This is a genomic window from Protaetiibacter mangrovi, assembly GCF_024752305.1.
In the GTDB taxonomy this organism is placed as follows: Bacteria; Actinomycetota; Actinomycetes; order Actinomycetales; family Microbacteriaceae; genus Homoserinibacter; species Homoserinibacter mangrovi.
In genome coordinates this window covers 319,946-343,188 of record NZ_JANTHX010000005.1, presented here as the reverse complement: position 1 = coordinate 343,188, position 23,243 = coordinate 319,946, and the positions used below count along the sequence as shown (strand labels likewise).

The 23,243-nt window shown below is 67.6% G+C and carries 15 protein-coding genes; 1 reads left to right on the top strand and 14 read right to left on the bottom strand.

Translation table 11 applies throughout. From position 1 onward, the window contains the following. Window positions 1-31: 31 nt before the first annotated feature. The 11 genes from NUH29_RS06500 to NUH29_RS06450 form a co-directional block, all read right to left on the bottom strand. Window positions 32-1,348 carry a restriction endonuclease subunit S gene (locus tag NUH29_RS06500; protein ID WP_258798216.1) on the bottom strand — a complete coding sequence of 439 codons (1,317 nt, stop codon included), beginning with the start codon at window positions 1,346-1,348 and terminating at the stop codon, window positions 32-34. Next, window positions 1,345-3,084, bottom strand: coding sequence for a type I restriction-modification system subunit M (locus NUH29_RS06495; protein WP_258798215.1), 1,740 nt, complete (start codon window positions 3,082-3,084; stop codon window positions 1,345-1,347). Before NUH29_RS06495 ends, NUH29_RS06500 begins: the two co-directional genes overlap by 4 nt. A 64-nt stretch (window positions 3,085-3,148) precedes the next feature. Next, entirely contained in the window at window positions 3,149-6,259 is a 3,111-nt protein-coding gene (locus NUH29_RS06490) for a DEAD/DEAH box helicase (RefSeq protein WP_258798214.1), read from the bottom strand. Beyond that, complete coding sequence (locus NUH29_RS06485; RefSeq protein WP_258798213.1) at window positions 6,256-8,058, bottom strand: phospholipase D family protein; 1,803 nt, start codon at window positions 8,056-8,058, stop codon at window positions 6,256-6,258. Before NUH29_RS06485 ends, NUH29_RS06490 begins: the two co-directional genes overlap by 4 nt. After that, a complete protein-coding gene (locus tag NUH29_RS06480; protein WP_258798212.1) occupies window positions 8,051-9,253 on the bottom strand; it encodes a DUF6361 family protein in 1,203 nt (400 codons plus the stop codon). Before NUH29_RS06480 ends, NUH29_RS06485 begins: the two co-directional genes overlap by 8 nt. Window positions 9,254-9,256: 3 nt before the next feature. Continuing rightward, window positions 9,257-9,937, bottom strand: a complete 681-nt coding sequence (locus NUH29_RS06475) for an HNH endonuclease family protein (protein WP_258798211.1) — start codon at window positions 9,935-9,937, stop codon at window positions 9,257-9,259. Between the two features lie 68 nt (window positions 9,938-10,005). Further along, the gene (locus tag NUH29_RS06470; protein WP_258798210.1) at window positions 10,006-13,128 is read right to left on the bottom strand and encodes a hypothetical protein; all 3,123 of its coding nucleotides are present in this window, start codon (window positions 13,126-13,128) and stop codon (window positions 10,006-10,008) included. A 26-nt stretch (window positions 13,129-13,154) separates the two neighbouring features. After that, on the bottom strand, window positions 13,155-16,556 hold the full coding sequence (locus tag NUH29_RS06465; protein WP_258798209.1) for a tubulin-like doman-containing protein: 3,402 nt from the start codon (window positions 16,554-16,556) through the stop codon (window positions 13,155-13,157). Window positions 16,557-16,589: 33 nt separating this feature from the next. Then, window positions 16,590-19,442 (bottom strand): hypothetical protein, encoded by a 2,853-nt coding sequence (locus tag NUH29_RS06460; RefSeq protein ID WP_258798208.1) that lies wholly within the window; start codon window positions 19,440-19,442, stop codon window positions 16,590-16,592. Next, window positions 19,439-19,765, bottom strand: coding sequence for a hypothetical protein (locus tag NUH29_RS06455; RefSeq protein WP_258798207.1), 327 nt, complete (start codon window positions 19,763-19,765; stop codon window positions 19,439-19,441). Before NUH29_RS06455 ends, NUH29_RS06460 begins: the two co-directional genes overlap by 4 nt. Window positions 19,766-20,110: 345 nt before the next feature. Continuing rightward, window positions 20,111-21,010, bottom strand: coding sequence for an SDR family oxidoreductase (locus tag NUH29_RS06450; protein WP_258798206.1), 900 nt, complete (start codon window positions 21,008-21,010; stop codon window positions 20,111-20,113). Window positions 21,011-21,085: 75 nt separating this feature from the next. On the opposite strand from NUH29_RS06450, the gene NUH29_RS14570 reads away from it, so the two are divergent. Next, window positions 21,086-21,637, top strand: coding sequence for a helix-turn-helix domain-containing protein (locus NUH29_RS14570; protein ID WP_308445753.1), 552 nt, complete (start codon window positions 21,086-21,088; stop codon window positions 21,635-21,637). A gap of 96 nt (window positions 21,638-21,733) precedes the next feature. Here NUH29_RS14570 and NUH29_RS06440 read toward each other — a convergent pair whose 3' ends face one another. The 3 genes from NUH29_RS06440 to NUH29_RS06430 are packed head-to-tail and all read right to left on the bottom strand — an operon-like array spanning window position 21,734 to window position 23,198. Beyond that, window positions 21,734-22,315, bottom strand: a complete 582-nt coding sequence (locus NUH29_RS06440; RefSeq protein WP_258798205.1) for a histidine phosphatase family protein — start codon at window positions 22,313-22,315, stop codon at window positions 21,734-21,736. Then, a complete protein-coding gene (gene crcB / locus NUH29_RS06435; protein ID WP_258798203.1) occupies window positions 22,312-22,689 on the bottom strand; it encodes a fluoride efflux transporter CrcB in 378 nt (125 codons plus the stop codon). The genes NUH29_RS06440 and crcB overlap by 4 nt, the downstream gene beginning before the upstream one ends. Continuing rightward, the gene (locus NUH29_RS06430; RefSeq protein WP_258798202.1) at window positions 22,686-23,198 is read right to left on the bottom strand and encodes a fluoride efflux transporter FluC; all 513 of its coding nucleotides are present in this window, start codon (window positions 23,196-23,198) and stop codon (window positions 22,686-22,688) included. The genes crcB and NUH29_RS06430 overlap by 4 nt, the downstream gene beginning before the upstream one ends. Window positions 23,199-23,243 lie beyond the last annotated feature (45 nt).

Sequence of the window (23,243 nt, the reverse complement as noted above, 5' to 3'; positions counted from 1 at the left end):
AAGACAGCCCACGCACCACACAAGGCCACACTCAGGCCGCGGTCACATCCAGCTGCCCCGTCACCGCCGCCGTGATGAGCGCCGCCCGCCGCTCCTTCGCTAGCACGATGAACCGCTCCGCCTTCGCGATGAGGGTGTCGATCTTGGCGGTCTGCTCGTCGAGCTGCGCCACGATGCGGCGCTGCTCGTCGGTAGGGGGGAGGGGGATGCGGATGGCTGCGGCGACCGGTTGATAGATCGTCTTGTGCGTCGACCCGATCATGAGGGAACGGAAGTGATCGTGCATGGCGCGGAACACATACACGAGGTAATCGGGGAGCAACGCGGGGCTACACACCCAGTTCCAGAAATCTTGGCTGGTTGCCATCGGCGTGGGCATAATCCCGGTGAACCCCACCGATGCGGTCCTCGACAACACGACTGTGCCGGCGGGCAGCAGCTCGGCGGCTGAGTTCGCCAGGCCCAGTTCGCTGATGCTGTTCGCGGTCTCACCGAGGTAGGTCCGCGTCCCGTCGCGCAACTGCCAGACGTCGGCGAGCGTGAACCAGGGAATCGTCGTGTTCTCCCAGTACGCGTCGACCGTCCGGCTCGGCGTGTGCCCGGTCTTCATCTCGGCGACTCGGCGGATGTTGACCACGTCCCAAGACGCCGGCACCTGGTCGATCCACTCGAGTGTCGAGTCCTTCAGCGCCTGACTGTCGGTCCCGCGCGTCGTCATTCGGAGAATCGTGGACTGTTTCCGCTCGCGCAGCCTCGCGATCAACTGCTCCTGCTTCGAGATGAGCGTATCGATCTGGGCGGTCTCGCGGTCGAGGTAGTCGGCGATCCTACGTTGTGTTGACGAAGGCGGCGCAGGAATCGGGATGCGGTTGATGTCGCGCTGAAACAGGTGCGGCACTCCCATGCCTTCGCGGAAGCGATCAAACATCGACTGCGCATATTCGCTGACGAGCACCCAGTAGAGGAACCGCCCGTCGAGGTTCTCGCGGGGCGAGATCACCGCAATCGAGCCGTTGACGGTCGCCGGCTCCGGCAGATGACGAATCATGTTGACGGTTCCGATCGTGGAACCGTCCTTTGTGAGGAGCACATCACCCCGAGCAAGTTGAATCTCCGGGGACTCTTCGAAGCGTTGTGAGGAGATTCGGTTCGCCGACTTGAAGTCGATCTCGACTCCCTTGATGTTCGGGGTCGCGAGCATCGGATGGCCACCGTCGTCCACGTACTCGTCCGCGGTGAGTCCTTTCCAGCCGAGGCGGGCACGAACCCACGCCTGACGACCGATCTGACGGACCTCCCAACCCCTTGGGAGAGCGTCGAGCGCTCCGTCAAGGTCGCTCGAGCTCACCGCTCCACCTCGCGCAGCAGCTCCATGATCTCGGCGACGAGCTCGTTGAGGTCGCGGTCGATCTCCTCGAGCGGGCGCGGCTGCACGTAGCGGTAGAAGTGCCGGGTGAAGGGGATTTCGTAGCCGACCTTCGTCTTGGCGGGGTCGAGCCAGGCATCCGGCACGTGGGGGAGCACCTCGGCGTCGAGGTAGGCGCGGATGGCGGCGTCGCGGCCGTCGGCGCCCGCCGTATTCCCGCCGTAGCCGAAGGGCACGTTCTCGGTGTCGCGCAGCTTGCTGTCGGGCTTCGGGCGGCCCTTCGCATCCGTCATCACCTCGCCCGCGTCGTCGCGCAGCGGGCGCTCGACGGTGATCGTCCAGTAGCCGAACGCATCTGTCGGGAACATCTTCGCGTGCTCGCCCTCGGCGTGCTCGGCGTACAGCCGCACGATCTCGTCGCGGTTCGCATCCGTGATCTCGCGCGACTTCTGGCCGAGGTTCTTGCGCATCTTCGTGAAGAAGCTCGTACCGTCGATGAGCTGCACCGTGCCGTCACGCCCGACCGGCTTCTCGGTGTCGAGCAGCCACACGTAGGTGGCGATGCCGGTGTTGTAGAACATGTTCGTCGGCAGCGCGACGATCGCATCCACGAAATCGTTCTCGAGCAGCCAGCGGCGGATCTCGCTCGGCCCAGATCCGGCGGCGCCCGTGAATAGCGGCGACCCGTTCAACACGATCGCCGCGCGCCCGCCGCCGTTGTGCCGCTTCTCGAGCTTCGTGGTCACATGCTGCAGGAACAGCATCTGCCCGTCACTGATCGGCGGCAGCCCGCCCGGGAAGCGGCTCGCGTCGCCCGCCTCCTGGATGTGCGCGGCGATCGCCGCCTGCGACGCCTTCCAGTCGACCCCGTACGGCGGATTCGAGAGCACGTAGTCGAAACGCTGCCCCGCGAACAGGTCGTCGGCGAGGGTGTCTCCGCGCTTGATGTTCGAGGCGTCCTGCCCCTTCGCGATCATGTCCGACTTGCAGATCGCGTACGACTGCGGGTTGATCTCCTGCCCGTACAGCCGCAGGCGCGCATCCGGATTCATGGCCAGGATGCGCTCCTCGGCCACCGAGAGCATGCCGCCGGTGCCGGCTGTCGGGTCGTAGACGCGGCGGATGATGCCCGCCTCGCTGATACCGCTGTCGTCTCCCGCGAACAGCAGGTCGACCATCAGCCGGATGGCGTCGCGTGGGGTGAAATGCTCACCCGCGGTCTCGTTGGAAGCCTCCGCAAACTTGCGAATCAGCTCCTCGAACAGGTCGCCCATCTCGGCGTTCGAGACGCGGTCGGGGTGCAGGTCGAGGGCGGCGAACTTCTGCACCACGAGCAGCAGGCGGTTGTTCTCCGCCATCGTGTGGATCTCGTTGTCGAACTTGAACTGCTCGAAGACGTCGATGTCGTCGGAGAAGCGGGCGATGAAGTCGGCGAGGTTCGCGGCGAGCCCGTCGGGGTCGGAGACGAGCTTCGCGAACGTCCACGGGCTTGTGTTGAAGAAGCTGACGCCGGTCGCCTTGCGAATGAGAGCGTCGCGCCGGCCGCCCTCCGGGTGCTTCGCGATGATCGCGCCCACCTCGTCGTGGCTGCTCTCGAGCACGCAGTCGAGGCGGCGCAGGATGGTCATCGGAAGGATCACGTCGCCGTATTGGTGCGGTTTGTATACCCCGCGTAGCTGGTCGGCGATCTGCCAAACGAACGAACCCAGATTGCTCACGAATGCTCCTCGATGCAGAGCCGACAGGGCTCGCGAGACTCCACGCTAGTAGCGATTTGCCTCCTCAACCGACCGACCGACGGCGGGCCGATGGCGGCCGCAGGTCGATCGTCGGCAGCGCGTCGTCCGCCACGTCCCGCCGCGCCAGCATGTCGATCATGTCCTCCTGTCGCGGTTGCCCCAGTGTGAGGCGGTAGAGCGTCAGGGCCGAGCGAAGGCGCTCGTACTTGTCGGCGTCCCGGCTGAGCGGGTATGTCGCGAGCAAGCGGTGGATGCGCGCCGGCCCGGGGTAGATCCACCACGGCGAGAACTCTCCGAGTGTCGAGCTGTCCGAGGCGCCTGCCGCGTCGAACGCGGCTCGCCACGCGCGCGGATCCGACGAACCGACCACGTCTTGCCAGTGCGCGGTAGCCACGTTCTTGCGCACCGCGTGGCCCGCGTACCGATTCACCCGGCCCTCCCTCTGCTCGAAGTCGACGGGGTTGCTCGGCAGATTCCAGTGCACCACCGAGTGGCTCCACCAGTGGAAGTCGATGCCCTCCTGCCCGACGCTCGTCGAGGCCAACACGAAGGGGGCGAACGGGCTGTTGAAGGCGGCGCGCACCTCGCCCTGGCGGACACCGGCGCGCTCATCCGCGTCCGTCGTCGTCTTGCCGCCGTATCGGAGCGCGAACCGCGCCACCAGCGGGATCTCTGCACGTTCGGGGGTCACGTCGCGCGCCTCGTACCGCGCCGGCCGCAGGCTCAGGGCGTCGACCGCCCGACGGGCGAGATCGAGCAGTTCGGCGTCGCCGAGCTCAGCTCCCCCGTTCTCGCTCATCAGCTGGAACAGGTACTCGTCGAGCACCGCCTGAAGATTGCCGTCGGCGCAATACGCCAGAACGCTCAGCCAGAACGGCACCTGACGATCGTCGCCATAGAGAGCGACCAGCAGGGCGATGCTCTCCTTGCGGTTGAACAGGGTGCGGATGCCGCCGGCGAGTTCGAAGGCCGCGCGCCACATACCCTGCTCGCTGGCTTCCGGGCCGGCCACGCTTCGCAACGCTCGCCACGCGACATTGCCGGGCGCGTGGGCGGCGAGTCTCGCCAACTCCGGATGCGTCCGCGGGTCATTTGTCGGAGTGTCGAGTGCGAGCCGGATGTGCGCGATCAGTCCGGCGGGGCCCTCCTCGTCATCTCCGCCCGCGGCCAGCTGCTCGGGTGACGTCGCACGGATGTCGTCGGGCACACCGCCCGGCGTGCCGAAGCTCGCCTCCCAGAGTTGGTCGGCGTCGAACTCCGCGCTCAGTCGCGAAGCGACATCCGCAACGAGATCGTCGTCACTGATCCGTCCGCCGACTCGGCGCGCGGCTTCGAGCGGGTCGCCGAGCTCGGCGAGCGCCGGATGCGGCCAGAAGAGGGCCAGAGTCGACATCGCGGCTGGGCGACCCTCGGGCAACGGATAGTTCAGACGCGACCGTACCGCCTTGCGCGCGTCCGGGGTGTTCGCCCGCAATACGCTCCTGTCGGCCGCGATCTGCCGGTCCGCCTCGTAGCTGAGCAGCGCCGCCACCGCCGTCGGCACGCCGGACCATGCCGAGAAGATCACCTGCTTGGTGACACGCCCATCGGAGAGAGGGCCGAAGACCGGGCCCGGTTCGATGTACGGCATGGTGGGTGGCATCCAAAGCAGCCGCCACCATCCGTCGCCGACGGTCTGCTCGGCCAAGGCGCGAAGGTGACCGTTCGCGAGATCGACCTCGTCGAACGCTTCCAGCTTCTCCCGGTCGAGCGACTCGGATGCCGCCAATGCGGCCGCGGTCGACTCGGGTTCGCTCTCCAGGTGCTCGTCGACCCGCCGAGCCAACTGATACCCGTCCATGAAGTTGGCGAAGTACGGGATCGACTTCCAGTACTCGATGTCGACCGGCGAGTCGACCAGGTCGCCGAGGCGTCGCAGCGCGGCCCATCCGCGGATGTCGTCGACCGACGGGGACGCGGTGGGCAGATGACGCACGACAACCAGATCCTCCCGCTCCGCGATCGGCGGCCGTTCGGATCTCGACATCAGCGGCAGCAGGCGCTCGCGCACCAGTTCGGCCGCTGCGTCTGCATCGCCGCCCGTGACGAGCGCGCTGCGGTAGCCGTCGAGCGCAGACGCGACGCCGGCGACCACTGCGGACGATCCTCCTGCGAGGAAACGAACCGTTGCGAGGAAGTCGCGGTAGTGGTCGTCATCCGCGTCGTCGCTGTTGGTGAAGGGCTTGTAGGGCGTCGCCGAGAGCAGCAGCACCTTCGCGTCCGGATGCTCGAAGAGCGCGTGAGCGAGCTCCGCCGCATCGCCCGACTCGGGATCCAGCAGGTGCCGGAACCGCTGGAACTCGTCGAGGATGATGAGGTCGGGTTCGAGGGTGTCGACGCCCGCCTTCGCGAGCGACTGGCGCAGGCGAGCGGTGAGGTTCGCCGCGTCGTGCTTGAGCTCGGGTGAGAGCTTCGACCGTCCGCGAGCCTCATCCCTCAGGCCGAGGAAGCGCTCGAGGGTTCCGTCCGACTCGATCAGTCGGTGGAACGCCTCGACGATCCTCGGATCCGGTTCGCCGGCGAGTTCCCGCTCGAGGTCGCGAACCGTGTTCTCGAATCGCTCGAGAGTCGAGACCGTGGCTTGCATGAGCAGCCGGGTCGTACGCCGATCGGACTTCGTGTGATTGACCAGCAGGTCGAGGATCACCGTGAGCATCGCGCGTTCTGACGACGACCCCGTGCGCCACCCTCCGTCCTTGAACGAGGTGCCGGGCGTGAACGACACGAGGTTGACCTTCTTGCCACCGGACGACGATGGCTCGGCCAGTCGGCGGCTCTCCTTCGCCAGCATCGTGAGGCGGGTCGCCATGCCGATGTGGTCTTCGCCGGTGACGTTGAGGCGACGCAGGTTCTGGGTCGCGAGATCGGTGTTGCTGCACACGTAGACGACGTCGATTCGCGCTACCTCGTCCACGTGCTGCAGGTGCTCGATGGCCTCGGCGATCACCCCGCGGGCGACGATGCTCTTGCCGAGCCCCGTCTCGTCCGCCACCAGGAAGCGCCCCGATCCCGACTCGCTTCCTGCACCGTAGAACTGATCCACGACATGGTCGACCGTCGCCCGCTGGAATCCCTTCAGTCCGGCCAGCACGGCGTCGACATCGAACCCGTTCACGCCGTGCCCCCGAGCTCGAGATGCGCCGCCCACGCGCGCTCCCACAGCTCGTCGAAGCCCTGCGGCAGGATGTCACCCGGGTCCGACTGCGAACGCATGAAGTCGACGATCCGCCGCACCTCGGCCAAGCCGCTGCGGCCCTCGCCCACCGCACGGATCAGCGCCTCGAAGAGACCCGCACCGGACGCCCCAGCCGTGGTACCGAAGAAACCTGTGGCTCCCGCACTCGCCATGCCGGGCCCGATTCCGATCCCGCTCAGTTCGAGCATCAGTGTCAGCAGGCGGATGAACGCCGCACGATCCGTGAGCTGCCGCGCCACGATCGCGTCACGCCGTGTGTCGATGTCGTCGAGCAACTGCGCGAGCTGGATCGAGCTGCAGCTCCGTCCTTCGGCATCCGTCAGGACGAGCACCAGGAACGGGGTCACGTCGGTGAGAGGGATTCCCCCGACCTCCACGCCATTCGCCTCGCCGCTGCGGAGCGCGTCGCTGCCCACGTCCGGTCGCGTCAGCAGATGCCACCGCAGCGACAGCCCCCGATCGGCCAGGCGTCTGCCGGCGCTGGCGAACTTCTCCCCCGCCCAGACACGAAGCGAGTGCGGTTCCCCCTCCAGAACCCTCACCCAGAGCGGGATGGTAGCAATCCGCCGGAGCTCGGATTCCAGTCGGCGGGTGGCCTCCTCCTCCGGATCGACGGCCTCGCCGCCGCCCGCCGGGTACTCCTCCTTCAACTCGCCCAACGCATCCAGGGTCGCCTGCACGCCGAACCGATTCTGGCTGCCCACCAGCTCGACCAGGAACTCGACGTTCCCGTTCCACGCGGCGTCTGTCGCGTTGGCGGAGCCGAGCAGCACGTGCGCACCATCGGCGCGATCGAGGATCACGGCCTTGGCGTGGAGCCCGACGAGGCGCTCTCCCACCGGCACGAACGACTCGGTGCCCGACTCATCTCCGAGCTGCGCGGCCGCGTCGTCGAGGATGTAGGTCGTCATCCGCTGATCGAACGATGCGGGTGCGAGCCGGTCGAGACTCTCGGCCCGCGAGATCAGATGCGTCTCCACCCGAACTCCCGACCGCAGGGACTTCAGACCGTCGTCCGACACGAAGGGCGAGATGATCAGGGCCCGCTTGCCCTTGACGTCGGGAGCGCTCGCTCCGGGGGTACCGAGCGGATGGAAGGCGAGATCCCTCATGTCGTCGGGGGTCTCCCACGCGATCGAGACGGTGCGTGCGGCGAGGTCGAAGATGCGGTCACGCCGAGCATCGTCGACGACGTGGAGCGCCATCCCGGGCAGGGCCTTGAGGAAGGTCTCGAGCGGCGCACTGACGGTTGCCGCATGCTCGCGGTACCTGTCGTCGGCGAACCATCCGTCGAGCCGCAGCACGATATCCCAGCTGGGGTCGGAAGTGAGGTTGCGGCTGGCGCAGACGAAGCGGAATCGCGACTCGTCGCCCGCTCGGTACTCGAGCAGCCACACCTTGGGGTGGAAGAGCCCATGGTCGACGGCGACCGGATGCACCATGTCCTCGAGGAAAGCCACCAGATCGGAGCGCACGCCCATCGACATCGCGCCCGCCTGGGCGAACAGGTCGATGCGGTCGGCGACCCGTCGAACCGCGTCGAGCACACCGATGGGGTCTCGAGGATCGGTCGCGCGGTGCGCGGCGAACGACAGCGGCACCGAGAGCGCCGTGGTCAGATCGAGGGTGAACGTGGTGCCGACCGCGTGGACGAGCTCGAATCCCGTCGGCGGGCGGAGCTGGTCTGTGAGGGTGGCACGCGACTGAGGCTCAAGCATCGAGCGCCTGCCTCGAGAGCCCGTCGTGCAGGTCGCGCAGGATGCCACGGACAGTCGGCCAGCGGAACACCAGTTCGCCCGCACCGGAGCCGCCGCCCCATCCGGGCAACCGACGCGGATTGTTCAGCCGCGACTGCGCTCCCTTGTTCTGCCGTTCCCGCGTCGTCACGAGTCGACGTGCCTCCTCGCTCGCCGCGAGGGAAACCGGCCGGTCGCGGAGGATCTTCAGCCATCCGTCGACGAAGCGACGGGTCGAGGGGTGGATCGGCGACCCGCGTTCGATCTCGACGCGGGCGATCAGCTCGTCGTGGTCCCAGCGGGACAGGTCGACGATGTCCGGGTAGCGCTGCTCCCAGTCGTCGAGTTCGGACCGGTACTGGGCAGCAGGCTCGGCGACACGCTCCAGCCCCGCGGCCTCGTACTGCTCGGCGATCATCAGGTTGTAGATCAGTTGCGCGCCGTGCATCACGGCCGAGAAGGATCGGGCGTGCGCGAGCAACCGAGACAGCTCCGGCTCGAGTTCGCGCGCAGCCGGATCCGACCACGGCGTGGGGCTGTCAGCTTGCGGCGCGACCGACGTGAGGTGCGCGAAGTAGGTGCCGGGAGCCGCGTCCAGGATGCGGTCTCGAAGCCAGGCGGCTTCCTCGCGGCGGAGCGCGAAGCCACCCTCCGCGGTGCCGGGGAAGCCATCCGGCGCCGTCGGGAGAGAGTGCGACCAGGCGGCGAACCGGGCGTTCGGCGCGTCATCCTCGACGGCGAGCCGCATGCCGTCCATGCGGAGCGCATCCTCGCGCGAGAGTGTCGGGGCGCCGAGCACGCCGTAGTGACGCAGCATCGACCAGTAGATCGACGACGGCAAGGTCTTCAGCGCGACCCCCGCCTGCATGCCGAGGAGCCCCGCATAGTCGTCGGTGCCCTTGATAGTCGAGATCAGTTCCCGCTCGAGGCGGTCGGCCCGCGATACGGGGTCGCTCGACCGCGCCGCCAGCTGGTACACCCATGGCACGAAGAGCAGATAGCGTGCGCGGGTCAGCAGCGTCGACGTGCCGGGAAACAGCAGGTCCGCGATGCCATCGCGGAGCTGACCGAGACCCAGCTCGTCACGGCTCTCCCGGTCGGCGAACAGGCGGATGATGTCGCGCATCCGCCGTTGCTCCTCGGCGGACGCGTCGAGCCACGCGATGAGTGACGGCACGGCTCAGCACTCACGCAGGGTCGACTCGAGCTCGGCCCGATCATCGACGGGAATCGACAAGCCGTAGCTTGCCAGCACACCGACGAAGTCGATCGCGTACTCGCAACGGAAGGCGATGTTCGGCGGCATCCAGTCCGACGGGCCCGAATCCGACTTCTCCATGTTCGTCGGGCCGTCGACCGCCAGCAGATTGTCGGGGTCGTTGGCGAACAGCACGCGGGTCTGCTCGTTCCAGGTCGACGCCCCGTACTTCCATGCCCAACTGAGGGGCACGATGTGATCGATCTGCACCGCCTCCGACGTCACGTTGCCTCGCACGAAAGGGATCGTCACCCCGGTGTACGGGTCCGACAACGTTCCACTCGTCACGACGCAGTCGTGAGTTCCTGTCTTGAACCTGACGTCATCGAGATCACGCCCGAGGATGTCGTTACGGGTATCGCACCCGTTGCGATCCGGATCACCCCAGCCCAGCCCGAAGTCCGCACGCAGGTAGCCGCTCGCCGGTGGGCCGGCCGTGGCTACACCATCGAGGCTCTCAAGTGCCACCGCCGCGGAATCGGAGGGTGCCGAGGACGGAGCCGTTGAATGCTCCGACGACTCCGTGCTCCCCGATGAAGTCGCCGACGGCAGATCCGTCGACGGATGAGCGCGCTGCGCGCCGGTCGCGACATTGCTCGCCACGGCCGCCCCGAGCACAACCACGGGAACGCCGAGTGCACATAAGGCGCTCCGCCATTCGCCCCTCACGTCTAGATGCCCGAGTCGTCGGACTCGGCACCGACGACCGGCAGCGCCGACGGTCGCGCACCGCCCAGTGCGTGGACAGCGTCGAGCGGAACCGGTCCGACGACGTCGACGCGCACCAGCGCATCGAACCCCTCACTCGAATCGACACCCGTCGAATGCACCGTCAGCGAATCACGCGCGAGCGCCGCAGCCGACTCCACGACCGACTCCGGGGCGACCACGTACGACGCGACCTGCTCGTGGTGCGCACGTTGGATCTGGTGATTCGCGATACCGAGCGCGCTCAGGGGAGTCGGAGTCGTCGGACTGTTGACTACGGGCTCCAGCAGGAAGTCGCTCCACCCCCGACTGCCGTCGCCTCCGCGATTCCGGCGGAAGGCCGCCATCGCCCCCTCGCGTGAGATCGGCTGAACGCGGACACGTTCGCCCGACTGGAGATCGTCCTGCAGGCCGTCGGCGATGGCGACGAGCTGATGCTCGGCGACCGTCTTCAGCACATCCGACTCGGACATGTAGCGACGGACCAGGCTGCGCGAGTTGTTCGGCGCCTCGGGAAGGTCGGAATCGAGCGCTTCCAACCCGAGCTTCGACTCGTCCAGCCCGAGGCGGTCGGCGATTTCGCCGAGAAGCTGGCGGAACGCCGCGTCGCGCCATCCCTTGCGGATGATCTCGGCGGCAGCGTCTCGCGTGATGCGATCGGCGCCAGTGCCTGTGCCCTCGACCGCCTCGCCGATCGACATCGCGAGTGGCATCCGCGTCGCGTCCAGGGTCGCTGGCGTCGCGTCGCTCCACTCCTCCGGAATCTGCCACGGGTCGTAGAGCGCCGTCGACACGAGATCCACCCACTGCTCCGCCTGCTCGTGCACCGACTGCAGTCGCTGCTGCTCGCCACGAAGCGCGTGAGCGCGGATGGCGCGCGTCTCAACTGAGAACTCGGCGAGCTGCACCCGACGGGCGAAGGTCGACCATCCGCGGTAGTAGACGACCAGCAGCAGCAGGGTCACCAGTAGGAGGAGCCCGAGCGCCGTCAGCACGACAACCCACCATTCTGGATAATCGCCGTCTTCGACGACCTGCTTCACCCGTGCACTGAAGTCCGGATTGATCTTGCCGGCTTCGGAGGCTGCGAGGCTCGGCAGAGCGATGATGAATCCGGCGATCAGGCCGATCACGATCACGGCGACCAGCAGGCCTCGATGGAACGCTTTACGGAGTCGCACCAGCTCGCGAAGCTCGGGGAGCGAGGGGCCGCCATTCTCAGCCGCCTCGAGTTCCTGGTCGGCCGTGGACTTCGCCGCCTCCATCCGCTCGGAGAGCCGCACCGCGAAGGTGGCCCGCTGCTCGGCGATCCACTCATCGAAGTAGCCCAGATACGCGGTCGCCTCGTCGAACTCGCGGATGGCCGTCGCCAGGCGCGCGGTCGCGGTATCGATCGCAGCGGCCGCCGCCTTGAGGCGCTCGCCCAGACCCTGCCACTCCGCGATCGCCGCCTGGCGCGCGGCGACTGCATCGGCCTCGGCATCCTTGGGCGCCTTCACCGCGGCGATCCGGCCGTCCGACCGCGCCTTCAGGGCGCCCTCGCCGAGGAGCCTCGCCTGGAGGGCGGCATGCTCCCGCTTCACCGCCTCGAGCGTCGACGTGGCTTCCGTGTGGTCCGCTCGCGCAGAGTCTCGCTTCTTCGTCGACTCATCGACCACCGTGACGAGCTTGTCGCGCAATGTCTGATCGCGCCGGAAGTCGGCCCAACTGACTCGCGACGGGAAGCCACGCGGAGGCGACGGATGTTCCCAGGCGCCCCGCGGGTCGGGGGCGATCGGATCCAGCGAGTCGAACACCGGGACGCGTCCATCGATGGGTGCGAAAGTGTCGCTGGAACCGGCGCTGCCATCCACGGACGCGAAGACGAGCTTGCGCAGCCCCGCCCAGAGCCGGGGCGCAAGGTGGTCGAGTGGAGCGGCGGTCGTCCCATGGGGCAGCTGAGCTTGCGGCGACCGGAGCCGCTCGACGGTCAGCAGAAGTCGCCGATCCATGGCGTCTGGCTCCTGATCGAGCAGAAGCGCGAGCTCGCGATATCCCTCCTCGCCCTGCAACTCGGTCGAGAGCCTGCGGGCGAAAAGGTCGTGGAACCACAAGAACGCCCAGTGAGGGATACGAGCGATCTTGCCGCCCGAGAACCGCGCGAACATGCCCAACTGCTGCCAGATCCCGATGCTCTCACGCGCTGGCTCCCGATCGAGCCGCGGTTGGCGAAACGCGAGCGCGGAGTCGTCGAGGGACATGCCCGCCTCGACCATCCGGTCGACGTATGTCGCAACCCGTTCGCCGGGAATCACTGAGGTTCCATCCGGGATCACCGTCACGCCCGCCGCGGAGACCGAACCGCGATGCTCGACGAGCCGCTCGAGCACATCGGCGGCCGCGCGACGAGCGATGCCTCGCGTGAGCACCCCTCGCACGAACACCCGTTGGAACCAGATGCTCTGGGCCGCCGAGCTCTCGCGCTCGAACATCTCGAGCGTCCCGATCGGTGTTCCACGCCACAGTCCGGCGAGCGTGGCGAGATGCATCAAGACGAAACCGTCGAAACGCTCGTTCTCCCTCACGAACGCATCACCCGCGCTCGGGGTGGTGCGGTCCTCCGGCGAGCCGACGACGACGACACTCGAATCGTTCTCGGCGCCGCGCAGCCTTTCGTCAAGCTGCACCTGAGTAGGCGTGCAGATGAGGCTGGTGCGGATGAGTTCGACGGCGTCAGCAGAACCTGAAGCAGACGGGTGCGTCTGAGGCATCGAGAAGGCCACGTACCTGCTGACGATGTCCGATGCGTCATCTTGAAGTTCGTCAGCCTGCGGGTTCCGTGACGGCGAGCGCAGCTTGATGAGACGAACGCGGTTGATCGTCTCGATCGCGAGCATCTCGAACAGATCGACATCCGCCTCGATCAGCTCGCCGCTCTCATCGACGTCGACGAGAGTCGCCAGCACCCCCGGGGGGCCGTCGCCGCGTGTGATCTGCTCTGGGCGCACCCACGCCGCGGGCGCGAGCAGACCATGCTTCGTCCACTCGCGCGCCAACTCGAGGAGCTGATCGCCCTGCGCTCCCGTCGAGAACAGCACGATGCTCACGGCGCCGTCTCGCCACATGGTCATACTCAGATACCTGTCGAGTCGGGCTTCGTCTCCAGCACACCGTCCCGCAGCTCGCGGAGCCCAGTCTGGATCGAGTCGCGGATCTCCCAACTGACCGGGTATGCGAAGACCGAGGTATCCGTATCTTGACGCGCGACTCCCTCACGGAAGTCCGTCAGTTCCTTGTCCAAGTGCTCGCGCACTGCCGTCTGACGCGAAAGCAGATCGCCACCCGAGGTACCGGCACGGTCGGCAGCCGGCGTCGGGCTGCCCTGCGGAAGTGCGCCATCACGGAGCCAGTCAGTCACGATCGGAGACAGCTGGTTGCGCTGCCCGCCGAGGCGCATGAGCGCCTGATACGGACGCAAGGGGGCAAGGGATCCCTGAGAGTTGCAGAGCGCGAGTGCGATGATGAGCGACTCCATGATCGCTCCGGGGTAATCGTGGGCGGGAGCTGAGCCGGGGTAGAGCAGCGGGTGCGGGAACGTCGCGAACTCCCGCCGTTCGGCATCCCATACCGACAGCTTCGGCCCACGGTCGACGTCCGTTCGGTCGACGTCGAGCTGCCCGAGCACCTTGGCGACGTACCATCCTCGAACCATCGAATCGAAGACCTCGGGATCGGCAGGAACCGCCTCCCGCAACAGGCGAGCGCGCTTCCACTTCCAGAACGCCGCGCGCGACTCGACCGTCGTCGAATCGGTCAGCCAGCCGCGGGCGATCGGCCCCATCACGGAATCCATGACGATCGGCTCATACGGGAAGCCTGACATCGCGAACACCTCGATGCCGTCGACCTTCGCGTCCTTGAACCACCCCTTCGAGACGTTCTCGTCCCAGATGCCTGCGCTCGTCAGCACAGACTTGGTGACCTCGTACATTTCCGTTCCCTCGGCGAAGGGAATCGCGCTGAAGACCATCCGATTGCCGTCGCCGATCGACTTGCCGTGCACCTCCGAGAGAAGCGAGGGATTGAGCTTGACGAGCGGCTCGCTGGCTCCGAGGGCGGCCGTCAGGCCCTCGCGGAAGGTGTCGCGGCGTTGCTTGAGTCGATTGGGGTCGATCTCCTCGGCGTTGAAGTAGTCCTCGAGATTCTCAGAGATGTATGCGAAGAAGGGATAGCCCTTGCGCAGCATCCAGAGACGTGCGCGCTCCTGGTAGTCGTCGAGCTCATTCGCGACGAAGAACCGGGGCGTCTCCTGATTCGCAGAGCGCTGCGCCGGGTTTCCGGTCGTCGCCGGCTTCCATCCGCGCCGCAAGTCGATGAACGACCACATCTTCGACGTCTCGATCCCGTCGTCGATGGACGGTCCGCGCACCATGTCGGCCACGGCGTCGAGAATCGCTTCCTGATAGCGGCGCTTCTCGTACGAACCCTCGACCAGTCTTTCGAACTCCTCCGGATAATCGGTGTGGGGCACGAGAAGTCGCTCATTCGGAGCCGGCTTGTACTTCCGCGGCACTGTCGAATCGACGCGCTTGGGCCAGCTATCGAACGGATTCTCGCGGCCATCGGATTGCAGTCGGTCGGTCACTCGCGAAAGCAGGGCTTGACGCGACGAGGAGAGGTAGTCGGCGAGCGGGTCGATGAAGTCCGCACGGAGTTCGACGAGCAGCTTCGAGGCGATCTCGCGGAGGTTGGCTTCTGCCTCCCACTCGAAGGAGTCCTCGATATCGTTCAACGCCTGCTCGACGACGTCTTGATCGGGTCGGATCGAATCCGCGTTGGCCGCGGCGGCGAGCGACTCACTGACACGGCCGGATACCCGGGTCAGCCAGCCGCGACGCTGCTCCGCCTCCTTCGCGAGGTTCTCGGACGCGGCACGAAGGATCCGGGAGAGCTCCCGCATCAACTCGGTCACGACGGCGAGACCCTGGCGAGCGATGAAGCGCTCGATCGTGTCCATAATGTGCGGCGGCGCCTCGGCGACCCAACGCGAGACTCTTTCGTCGACTCCCGCCGTATCACGAGCGAGGTAGCCGCCGACGAGGTCGTCGCGTGCAGCCGTCAAGCGGTAGTGCCAGTCGTTGACGTCGAGGCCGCCTGTCTTGTCGAAACTGTGGGCGCTGGCGTCGAGAACCTGCTGACGGAACTCCAGAGCGAGCGACTTGCGAAGATCTTCGGGCCGAAGCTGGTTGATCACGTCATCGCGACCATCGGCTTCCTCGTCCAAACGCAGGTCGCGCACGAACGCCTCGAGCGTCTGAGACTTCCGATAGTCGATCCATTCGTTCTCCGTGCGCTGCTCGAATCGAGGGTCCTCTTCGCCGTGGGCATAGAGGATGCGGTCCAGAACGGAACGAGCGAATCGCTCGGAGGCGTAGTCGAGGAACTTCTCCCGGCCGAGCGTCACCCGGCCGAAACCGAGAGACGAGAACGGGGGCGCCTGATCGAGCGGCCTCATCAGCTTCGTGTTGTCCGGAAGCACCGACGCCGCAACGCTCGCGCTCCAGTTGCCCGTGACGTACTCATCGATGTCACCCTGCACCTTGTCGTCAGCCATCCACGCCGAGATGCTCGTCGACACTGCCGAGTAGACGTCGCCTTGGTTGTCGAAAGCGACTCGAGAATTCTGGCGACCGATGATGAAGGGGTAGGCCGCGCCGACTCGATCGCGCGCTGATCCGAACGAGGAGCTCACACCCTTGCTGCGGTAGAGCTCGAGGGTCGCCTTCGACGGGGTTTGGGTCCAGAACCCCGACATCGTCTCCGCCACCGTAGCGAGCGCGTTGCTCGCGATTCCGGCGGAACCCTTGATCTGGTCGAACACATCGGGTGCGTAGAGCAGCGCGAAGAACTGGTGCGCCCACGGCTCGTTGCGAACGACCGACTTCACCGCCTCGATCACGTCGAGATACTGTCCGGCGCCCGAGCCACCCGCGATCGAGGAGACGACGATCACTGTGGGGTTGGCCGACTTGCCGCCTTCGGCCCGCGCGCCGAGGTACTCGCCAAGTGACTGGAGCTCGCCCAGCGCAGTCGCGTCCTGCATACGATTGATGGCGTCACTCGCGGCCTTCGAGATCTCGCCGAGCTTGGAGACAGCAACCGCCCGTCCCACCGCGCGGAACTGCCCGGCCCCCTTCGTCACGTCGACACTGACGCGGGCCGGGTCGGGGAACATCCGGATGACATCACTCGCGACGTCGGCGGGGATCCCCTGCGCGACGATCGATGCGTGCACGCCGTCATACGAAGCACCGCTCGCGACGAGACCCTTGTAGTCGGTGGCGGGGATGAACGGCATGACGTAGTCCGTGCCGTCCTGCTTGAGGGGGGTGTCGAAGTGGATCATCTGCCACGCGGCGGGGATGCCGCGCTTCCAGCCCGCTTGCTCGAGTCGCAACTCGAGGGCGTGCCGGAGGCCTCGGATGGTCTTGCCGCCGGAGCCACCGACACCCACGATCAGAAAGGGTCGCAACATCTCTGGTCCTCGTCTCTTGTCAGTGCTGAATCATCATCGCGAGCGCCGTGGTGGCTCTCCTGGGTCGGATGGCGCAGGCGTGCGCCGAGGCGGCTCATTCGGGTCGGACGCGGAAGTGCCGCCCCCGGAGCGCGGCGATACGTCCGGATGAGAGGACCGCCCGCCGTCACCTGAGACTCCGCGGCGCGGCGGGTGGCCGTCGGAGCTCGACGACCGACGAGGAGGCTCGGCGGCCTCTGCGCCCCGTTGCCGGCGCGGCGGCTCGCTGTCGGGCATCCCGTCGTTTCGGCGCGGAGCTGCACCGGTCTCGGTTGCGCCGGCCTGTGCCTTCTGTGCAGCCCCCGATGTCGTCTTGGTGCTATTGGCTGAGAGCTCGGCGGCGACCGCCTCACGCGCGGCGGTCAGCTGCCGTTCCAGTGACCCATCGGAAGCGAGCTTCGCGATGCGTTCGCGATATGCGGACTTGTCTCCGGTCTCATTGCGAAGGAAGACGACGAGAGTTGCAGCAACCGGATCGTCGCGCAACGTGCTGAGCGTGGCCGCCGCCATGGTCACGGCCCATACACGCCCAAGATCCCCGCTCAGACCGAGCACGCGGCCAGCAGCGCGCTTCTGGCTCAAGGAGCGCGGCAGATACCCGCCCGGGCCGAAGAGGACCATACCCTCGCGCGCCGCGACTTGATACCAGGGGCGCGAGAAGGGATTCCAAGGGACACGACCTCGGAAGGTGCCGAGTTGCGGATCGGAGAATCGCCGCGAGTCCGGCTGCTTGCTGTGGAACGGGAAGTCGTCGAGGGACCAATCCCGTTTGGCCAGCGGGCGCCCATCTTCCGTCGTCATACGACCTGAGGCGTCGATCCGAACAGGGACGGAGGCCCGATGAAGGTGCGAGCCGCGGGTGATCCGTGTAAACAACCAGCTGAAGATCCAGAGTGCGACCAGCGGCAACAGGAGTCCCGCGAGGAGCAGCCCCACCATGAGAACGGCGAAAGCGGCGCCATTGACGGGACGGGTGGTGACGAACGAGATCGGCACGGAGCCGGGAAGCTCGTCGCCGGATGAGGTCTTGTAGATGACATCGAGATGGGCCGCCACCTTGCTGTTCGCAGCGTCGGGGTTGGCTGCAGTCAAGGTCACGTCGATGGGCGACGTGACCGTGAGGCAACCTCCGGAGTCGAGCTCGAGTTCTTTCAGGCCGCCCCACACCCACGACGTATAACGGTCGGCTGAGTCCGAATCAACGATCGGTGTCACACCCGCGGGAAAGCACACGGATCCGCTCGGCTGCTCGGTCGGAGGCACGATGGTGAGTGCTCCGCTGGCGACACCATCAGAACCATTGAGGTCCGACAACTCCACCGCGGCAATCGACGGATAGTCCCCCGGGACGGTCACTTCGACCTGCATCTTGACCGAGACGTCGGCGAGTGGGATGTGCGCTGCGCTCGACGACACGTCTGTGAGCGAGACGGTGAACGTCGCGCTGCCGGGCGGCACGTCGGCCGTGCTGAGCGTGAACGAGAAGTCACCGCCCGTGGGATCGATGTGTACTTCCTTGAGTTCGACCGCGATCAGCCCGCTCGGCGACACGTAACCGACCCGCGGGGTGTACTCATTGGCGTCGAGCGCGACCGGCAACGCAGTGAGGTCAGCGCCCTCCCGAACCACGCGACCTGTGAGTTCATAGTCGCTCCCGGCGACGAAAGTCCCTCCGGGATCGAGAGCCAGACGCAGACCACTCGAATACAGCAAAGAATCCGTATCCGTGCGAGTGTCGAGCTTCCAGGTCCCGATGTCGCTCGTCCGGACCGCGCGCAACGTGAGTCGCACTGCCTGTCCTGACTGGTCGACATCGAAACCCGCAGCATCTGCATTCGCAGCCGTCACGACGGAGCCGTCTGGGGCTGTCAGCCGCCACGATCCGTTGTCGGTGACGATCGAGAAGCTGGCGACGCCTGCGTCGACCGGGAACTCGCCGTCAGGCCCGAAGGGGGATTCGGCTCCGCCCGCGACGAGGGCTCCCAACCTGAGGAATACGCGCGCGAGGTCACCCGCGTTCGCGGCCTGGAGATACACACCGCTGACATAGCGTTCGTCGTGTCCGTCCGGGTACTCGCCGCAGTTCATGTCGCCGTCTTGGCCCTCCACGAGAGGACGCATGAACTTCACATACTCGCTTTGGGTGTCGCGAACCGACTCGTCGCGGAGCATCACGCCGAAGACGATCACGCCGGCCTGTCGCATCTCGCTGAATGTTCCGCGCGAAGTGGGATCCGGAGCCGCACCTCCCGCTACGAGAGGTGCCCCGCACATGCTGTTGAGAGCGGTAGCGTTCGCCGAAACGGAGTTGTCCCCCACCCAGATCCCGCCGTCGGTGAGCCAGATCAGCGCTTGACAACCGTTCGTCTTCTGGTGCTGTGCTGCGACGCTCGACTGCGCACTCGTCACCGCCTGCAGCCAGTTGGTGCTTCCAGCGGGAGGCCTGGCGCGAATCGCGTTCGCCAATGCGTCGGCCTGCGCATCCACATCAGCCGCAGTGATCCCGTCCACCCAGTCGATCTCGGGCAGGTAGCGGGTGGAGAAGAAGCTCGCAGCGTAGTTCAGGGTGAGGCCCTCTTTGAGGCCGGCGAGCTCTCGGAGGCTGTTGGCAAGTAGGTCTGCCCGGACGATTCCGCTGTCGGTGTCCTTCATGCTGCCCGAACTGTCGATGAGATAGAACACATCAAGAGTGTCGGACGACGCGAGGCACTGGCGGAGGTCTTCGACCCCGCCCTTGGCTATAGAAGTGAGTTCGTAGCCTCCAGCCGCCGATGCCCCAGAGGCGAATCCCACCGACATGAGGATGGCGAGAGCAGTCGTCGTCACGAAAGCGAGAGCGCGCTTCATGTGCCGCTCGCAGCGTAGGCGATATTGAGGACGTGCCAGATCCCCACAAGCATCGCTCCGGCGGAGAGCCATTGCAGGGCACGCGAGTAAGCGGGGCGCAACGCGAAGTTCCGATCACGGAGTCCGAGACGTTGAGCAAGCCGATCCCACAGCAGCGCCGCGAAGACGACCAGAGGGGTCAGTACATAGCCTCCGATGCTGAGAGGAAGAGCAGACACAGCAGCGAATGGAAAGGTGGAGTTGCCGAGAAACGGTTGCACCTCGGCGGTGAGTGCCGTCCAGAGGGCCAGCGCCGTACCGAATGCGAATGCGAGGCCTCCCATGATGAGAGGCCATTTCGAGGCCACGGCGTATCGCTGCGCCGGCGCTCGCCGGGGCGCAACTCCGTTCACCGCTCGCACTGTCGACACCGACGTAGCTCCCAGGTCATCTTCGCCTGACGTACCCCGAGGGACAAGCCTGCATAGGGGTAGTCCTGAGGCGCACTCCGCACCTGGGTTCGAGGTTAGGGCCTTCGGCGACCCGGATCGGGTGAAGTCGGGGATCCGTTGACCCCCATTTCGTGGGCGATCAGATCGTGCGGAGGCTCAGGCAACTGATGTCGACGCGGTCGATCCGCGGTCAGGCGGCGGCGAGCTTGAGACGCGTCGCTTCGCGGCGCTCCTCGATCACCTGGGGTCGGAGTACGCACCCGCCGCGATGTCCTCCGCAAGCGTCGGCCCCACCGGGGCCCACCCGAAGCGCTCCCGTGTGGCGGCACTCGATGCCTCGATGTCGGCGGCGAAGAAGCGGCCGAGCCAGCTGAAGTGGGTCATCACATCCGCCTCGGGGATCGACGCGGTCGGCACGCCGAGTGCGGCGCCGAGCATCGCGGCGATCTCGCGCGACTCGATGCCCTGCTCGGCGACCGCGTGCGCGATCGTGCCGGCGGGGGCGCTCTCGACCACGGTCGCCACGAGCGCGGCGGCGTCGCTGCGGTGCACGGCCGGCCAGTGGGTGGTGCCGTCGCCCGGGTAGCCGGCGATACCGGTGGTGCGGGCGATCTGGGCGAGCACGCTCATGAAGCCGTGGTCTCCCGCGCCGTGCACGGTCGGGGCGAAACGCACCACGGCCGAGCGCACGCCATCCGCGGCGAACGACAGGGCCAGGTTCTCGCTGCCGCCGCGCGGCGCATCCGGGCCCGAGGTCGGGTTCGGGTCGGACTCGACGATCGGGCGGTCGAGGCCGTAGCCGGCGAAACCGGATGCCACCACGAGCGGGCGGTCGCTGCCGGCCAGCACCTCGCCGAACGCCTCGACGGCGGCGCGCTCGATGCGGCCCGACTCCTCGAAACGGCTGAAGTCGTGCACGAAGCCGAGGTGCAGCACGCCGTCCGAGTCGGATGCGGCGGCGCGCAGCACGTCGAGGTCGGTCAGCCCGCCGCGCACCGCGGTCGCACCCGCCGCCTCCACCTTCGCCGCCGACTCGTCGCTGCGCGCGAGGCCCACCACCTCGTGTCCGCGCGACAGCAGCTCGGCGACCGACGCCGACCCGATCCATCCGCTCGCACCTGTGACGAAGTACCTCATGTCAACCTCCTGATGTCAGTGTGTGACATGACTGTATCACTCGATGTCATGCTCTGACATCACTAGACTCGCCCCATGGGACGCTGGGCACCGGGATCGCAGTACCGCCTCGCCGCGGCCGCCCTCGACCTCTACCTCGAGCAGGGCTACGACGACACCACCGTCGCCGACATCGCCGCCCGCGCCGGCGTCACCGAGCGCACCTTCTACCGCTACTTCGGCGACAAGCGCGAGGTGCTGTTCTCGGGCTCGACCGCCCTGCAGGACGCGTTCGTCACGGCGATCGCCGCGGCACCGGATGCCGACAGCGCCTTCGCGGCGGCGGCACGCGGCGCGCGAGCGGTCGCCGGGCTGCTCGACGACCTCGAATACTCGCGGCGCCGCGGGCGCGCGATCGCCGCCAACGACAGCCTGCGCGAGCGGGAGCTGCTGAAGATGGCGACGCTCGAGGATGCGGGTGCCGCGGCGCTGCGGGCGCGCGGGGTGCCGGAGCTGGCGGCGGCGACGATCGCGGATGCGGCGGTCGGGGCGTTCGGGCGCGGGTTCGAGGTGTGGCTCGAGCGCGGGGGTGAGCTCGGCGAGCACGTGGATGCGGCGTTGGGGGTGCTGGCGCCCCTCGCGGATTGAGTAGCCCGCGCAGCGGGCGTGTCGAAATCCAGCCCCTCGCGACGCGATTTCGACACGCGGCCTGCGGCCGCTACTCAATCCGCTGAGTTCGGGGCGTCAGCGCGCCTCGACAGGCGAGTTGCCGACCGACACCACGGTCCACTCGCGGCCGGTGCGCACGAGCTCGCACCACGAGCCGGTCGGCAGCATGAAGTCGGTGCCGGCGCCCTCGAGCGACTCCACGAGAGGGCGGATCACGGCGTCGTGCGACACCACCACCACGGTCTGCTCGGGATGCGCGTCCGCCACCGCGTCGAGCTCGGCGCGGGCGCGCGCCACCACCTCGCCCTCCGGCTGCACGCCGGGCGCCGCGTCGACGCTGCCGAAGCGGGCCACCACCTCGTCGCGCGGCTGCCCCGTCCACTCGCCGTAGTCGCGGTCGGTGAAACCGGGGTCGGATGCGACCGACTCGACCCCGAAACGGCCGGCGACCGCGCGGGCGGTCTGCTGAGCGCGCTGCAGCGGGCTCGCGAGCACGGCGGTCACGGCATCCGATCCGAAGGCGGCGCGCAGGGCATCGGCGAGCGCGGCGGCCTCCGCGCGTCCGCGGCGGTCGAGCGGCGGATCGGCGAGGCCGCGCAGCAGGCCGTCGGCGTTGAGCGCCGTGCGGCCGTGGCGGGCGAGCAGCACGCGGGTCACACGAGCCCCCCGAGGAACAGGCCGAGGCCGGCGAGCGTCGTCGCCGCGACCAGCTGCACGAGCCCGGTCATGAGCGCGGCGCCGTAGCGGCGCTCCTGCAGCAGGCGCACCGTCTCGAAGCTCGCCGTCGAGAACGTCGTGTACCCGCCGAGGAACCCGGTGCCGAGCGCCCACTGCCACTCCCCCGGCAGCGCGCCCGCGCCGACCGCGCCCACGAGCAGGCCGAGCAGCAGCGAGCCCGAGAGGTTGATCGCGAGGGTGCCCCACGGCATCCGCGACCCGGCGCGCGAGCGGATGAGGCCGTCGAGCACGAAGCGCGCCACCGCTCCCAGCCCGCCCGCGACCGCGACCACGAGGATCAGCAGCGGGGTCATCCGGCGACCCCCTCGGAGCCGCGCGCGCGATGGGTCGCGGCGGCGATGAGGATCCCCGCCGCCGTCGCGAGCGCGCCCACCACCACGGTGCCGACCGCGTAGGCGAGGGCGAGCCAGCCGCTGCCCGCGCCGACGAGCGCGGCCGAGTCGGTGGCGAGCGCGCTGTAGGTGGTGAAGCCGCCCATGAACCCGGTGCCGACGAGCAGACGCAGGTTGCGTCGGATGCCGTGGTCGGGCCCCCGGCGCACGAGCGCCTCGAGCAGCGCCCCCAGCAGGAACGCGCCCGCCAGGTTCGCGGCGAGGACCGCCCACGGCACCCCGCCATCCGCCGGGATCACGAGGCCGAGACCCTCGCGCGCGGCCGTGCCGAGAGCGCCGCCCGCGAACACGAGCGCGAGCAGCGCGGGGCGCAGGTGCGCCGGTTGCGGGGGTCCGGGCGGCAGCTCGACGACGTCGGTATCGGGGTCGAGCGGCAGCTCGGGGAACGCGTCGTGCGGGGTGTCGGACATCTGGCTCCTTCCCTACCGGCGGCGCGAGTGCAGGCTCGCGCCGGG

Excerpts from the sequence above, each read along its gene's own strand:
- NUH29_RS06485 (WP_258798213.1), bottom strand. The coding sequence starts at position 8,058 with ATGCTTGAGCCTCAGTCGCGTGCCACCCTCACAGACCAGCTCCGCCCG.
- NUH29_RS06465 (WP_258798209.1), bottom strand. The coding sequence starts at position 16,556 with ATGTTGCGACCCTTTCTGATCGTGGGTGTCGGTGGCTCCGGCGGCAAG.
- NUH29_RS06460 (WP_258798208.1), bottom strand. The coding sequence starts at position 19,442 with ATGAAGCGCGCTCTCGCTTTCGTGACGACGACTGCTCTCGCCATCCTC.
- NUH29_RS06455 (WP_258798207.1), bottom strand. The coding sequence starts at position 19,765 with ATGGGAGGCCTCGCATTCGCATTCGGTACGGCGCTGGCCCTCTGGACG.
- NUH29_RS06450 (WP_258798206.1), bottom strand. The coding sequence starts at position 21,010 with ATGAGGTACTTCGTCACAGGTGCGAGCGGATGGATCGGGTCGGCGTCG.
- NUH29_RS14570 (WP_308445753.1), top strand. The coding sequence starts at position 21,086 with ATGGGACGCTGGGCACCGGGATCGCAGTACCGCCTCGCCGCGGCCGCC.
- crcB (WP_258798203.1), bottom strand. The coding sequence starts at position 22,689 with ATGACCCCGCTGCTGATCCTCGTGGTCGCGGTCGCGGGCGGGCTGGGA.
- NUH29_RS06430 (WP_258798202.1), bottom strand. The coding sequence starts at position 23,198 with ATGTCCGACACCCCGCACGACGCGTTCCCCGAGCTGCCGCTCGACCCC.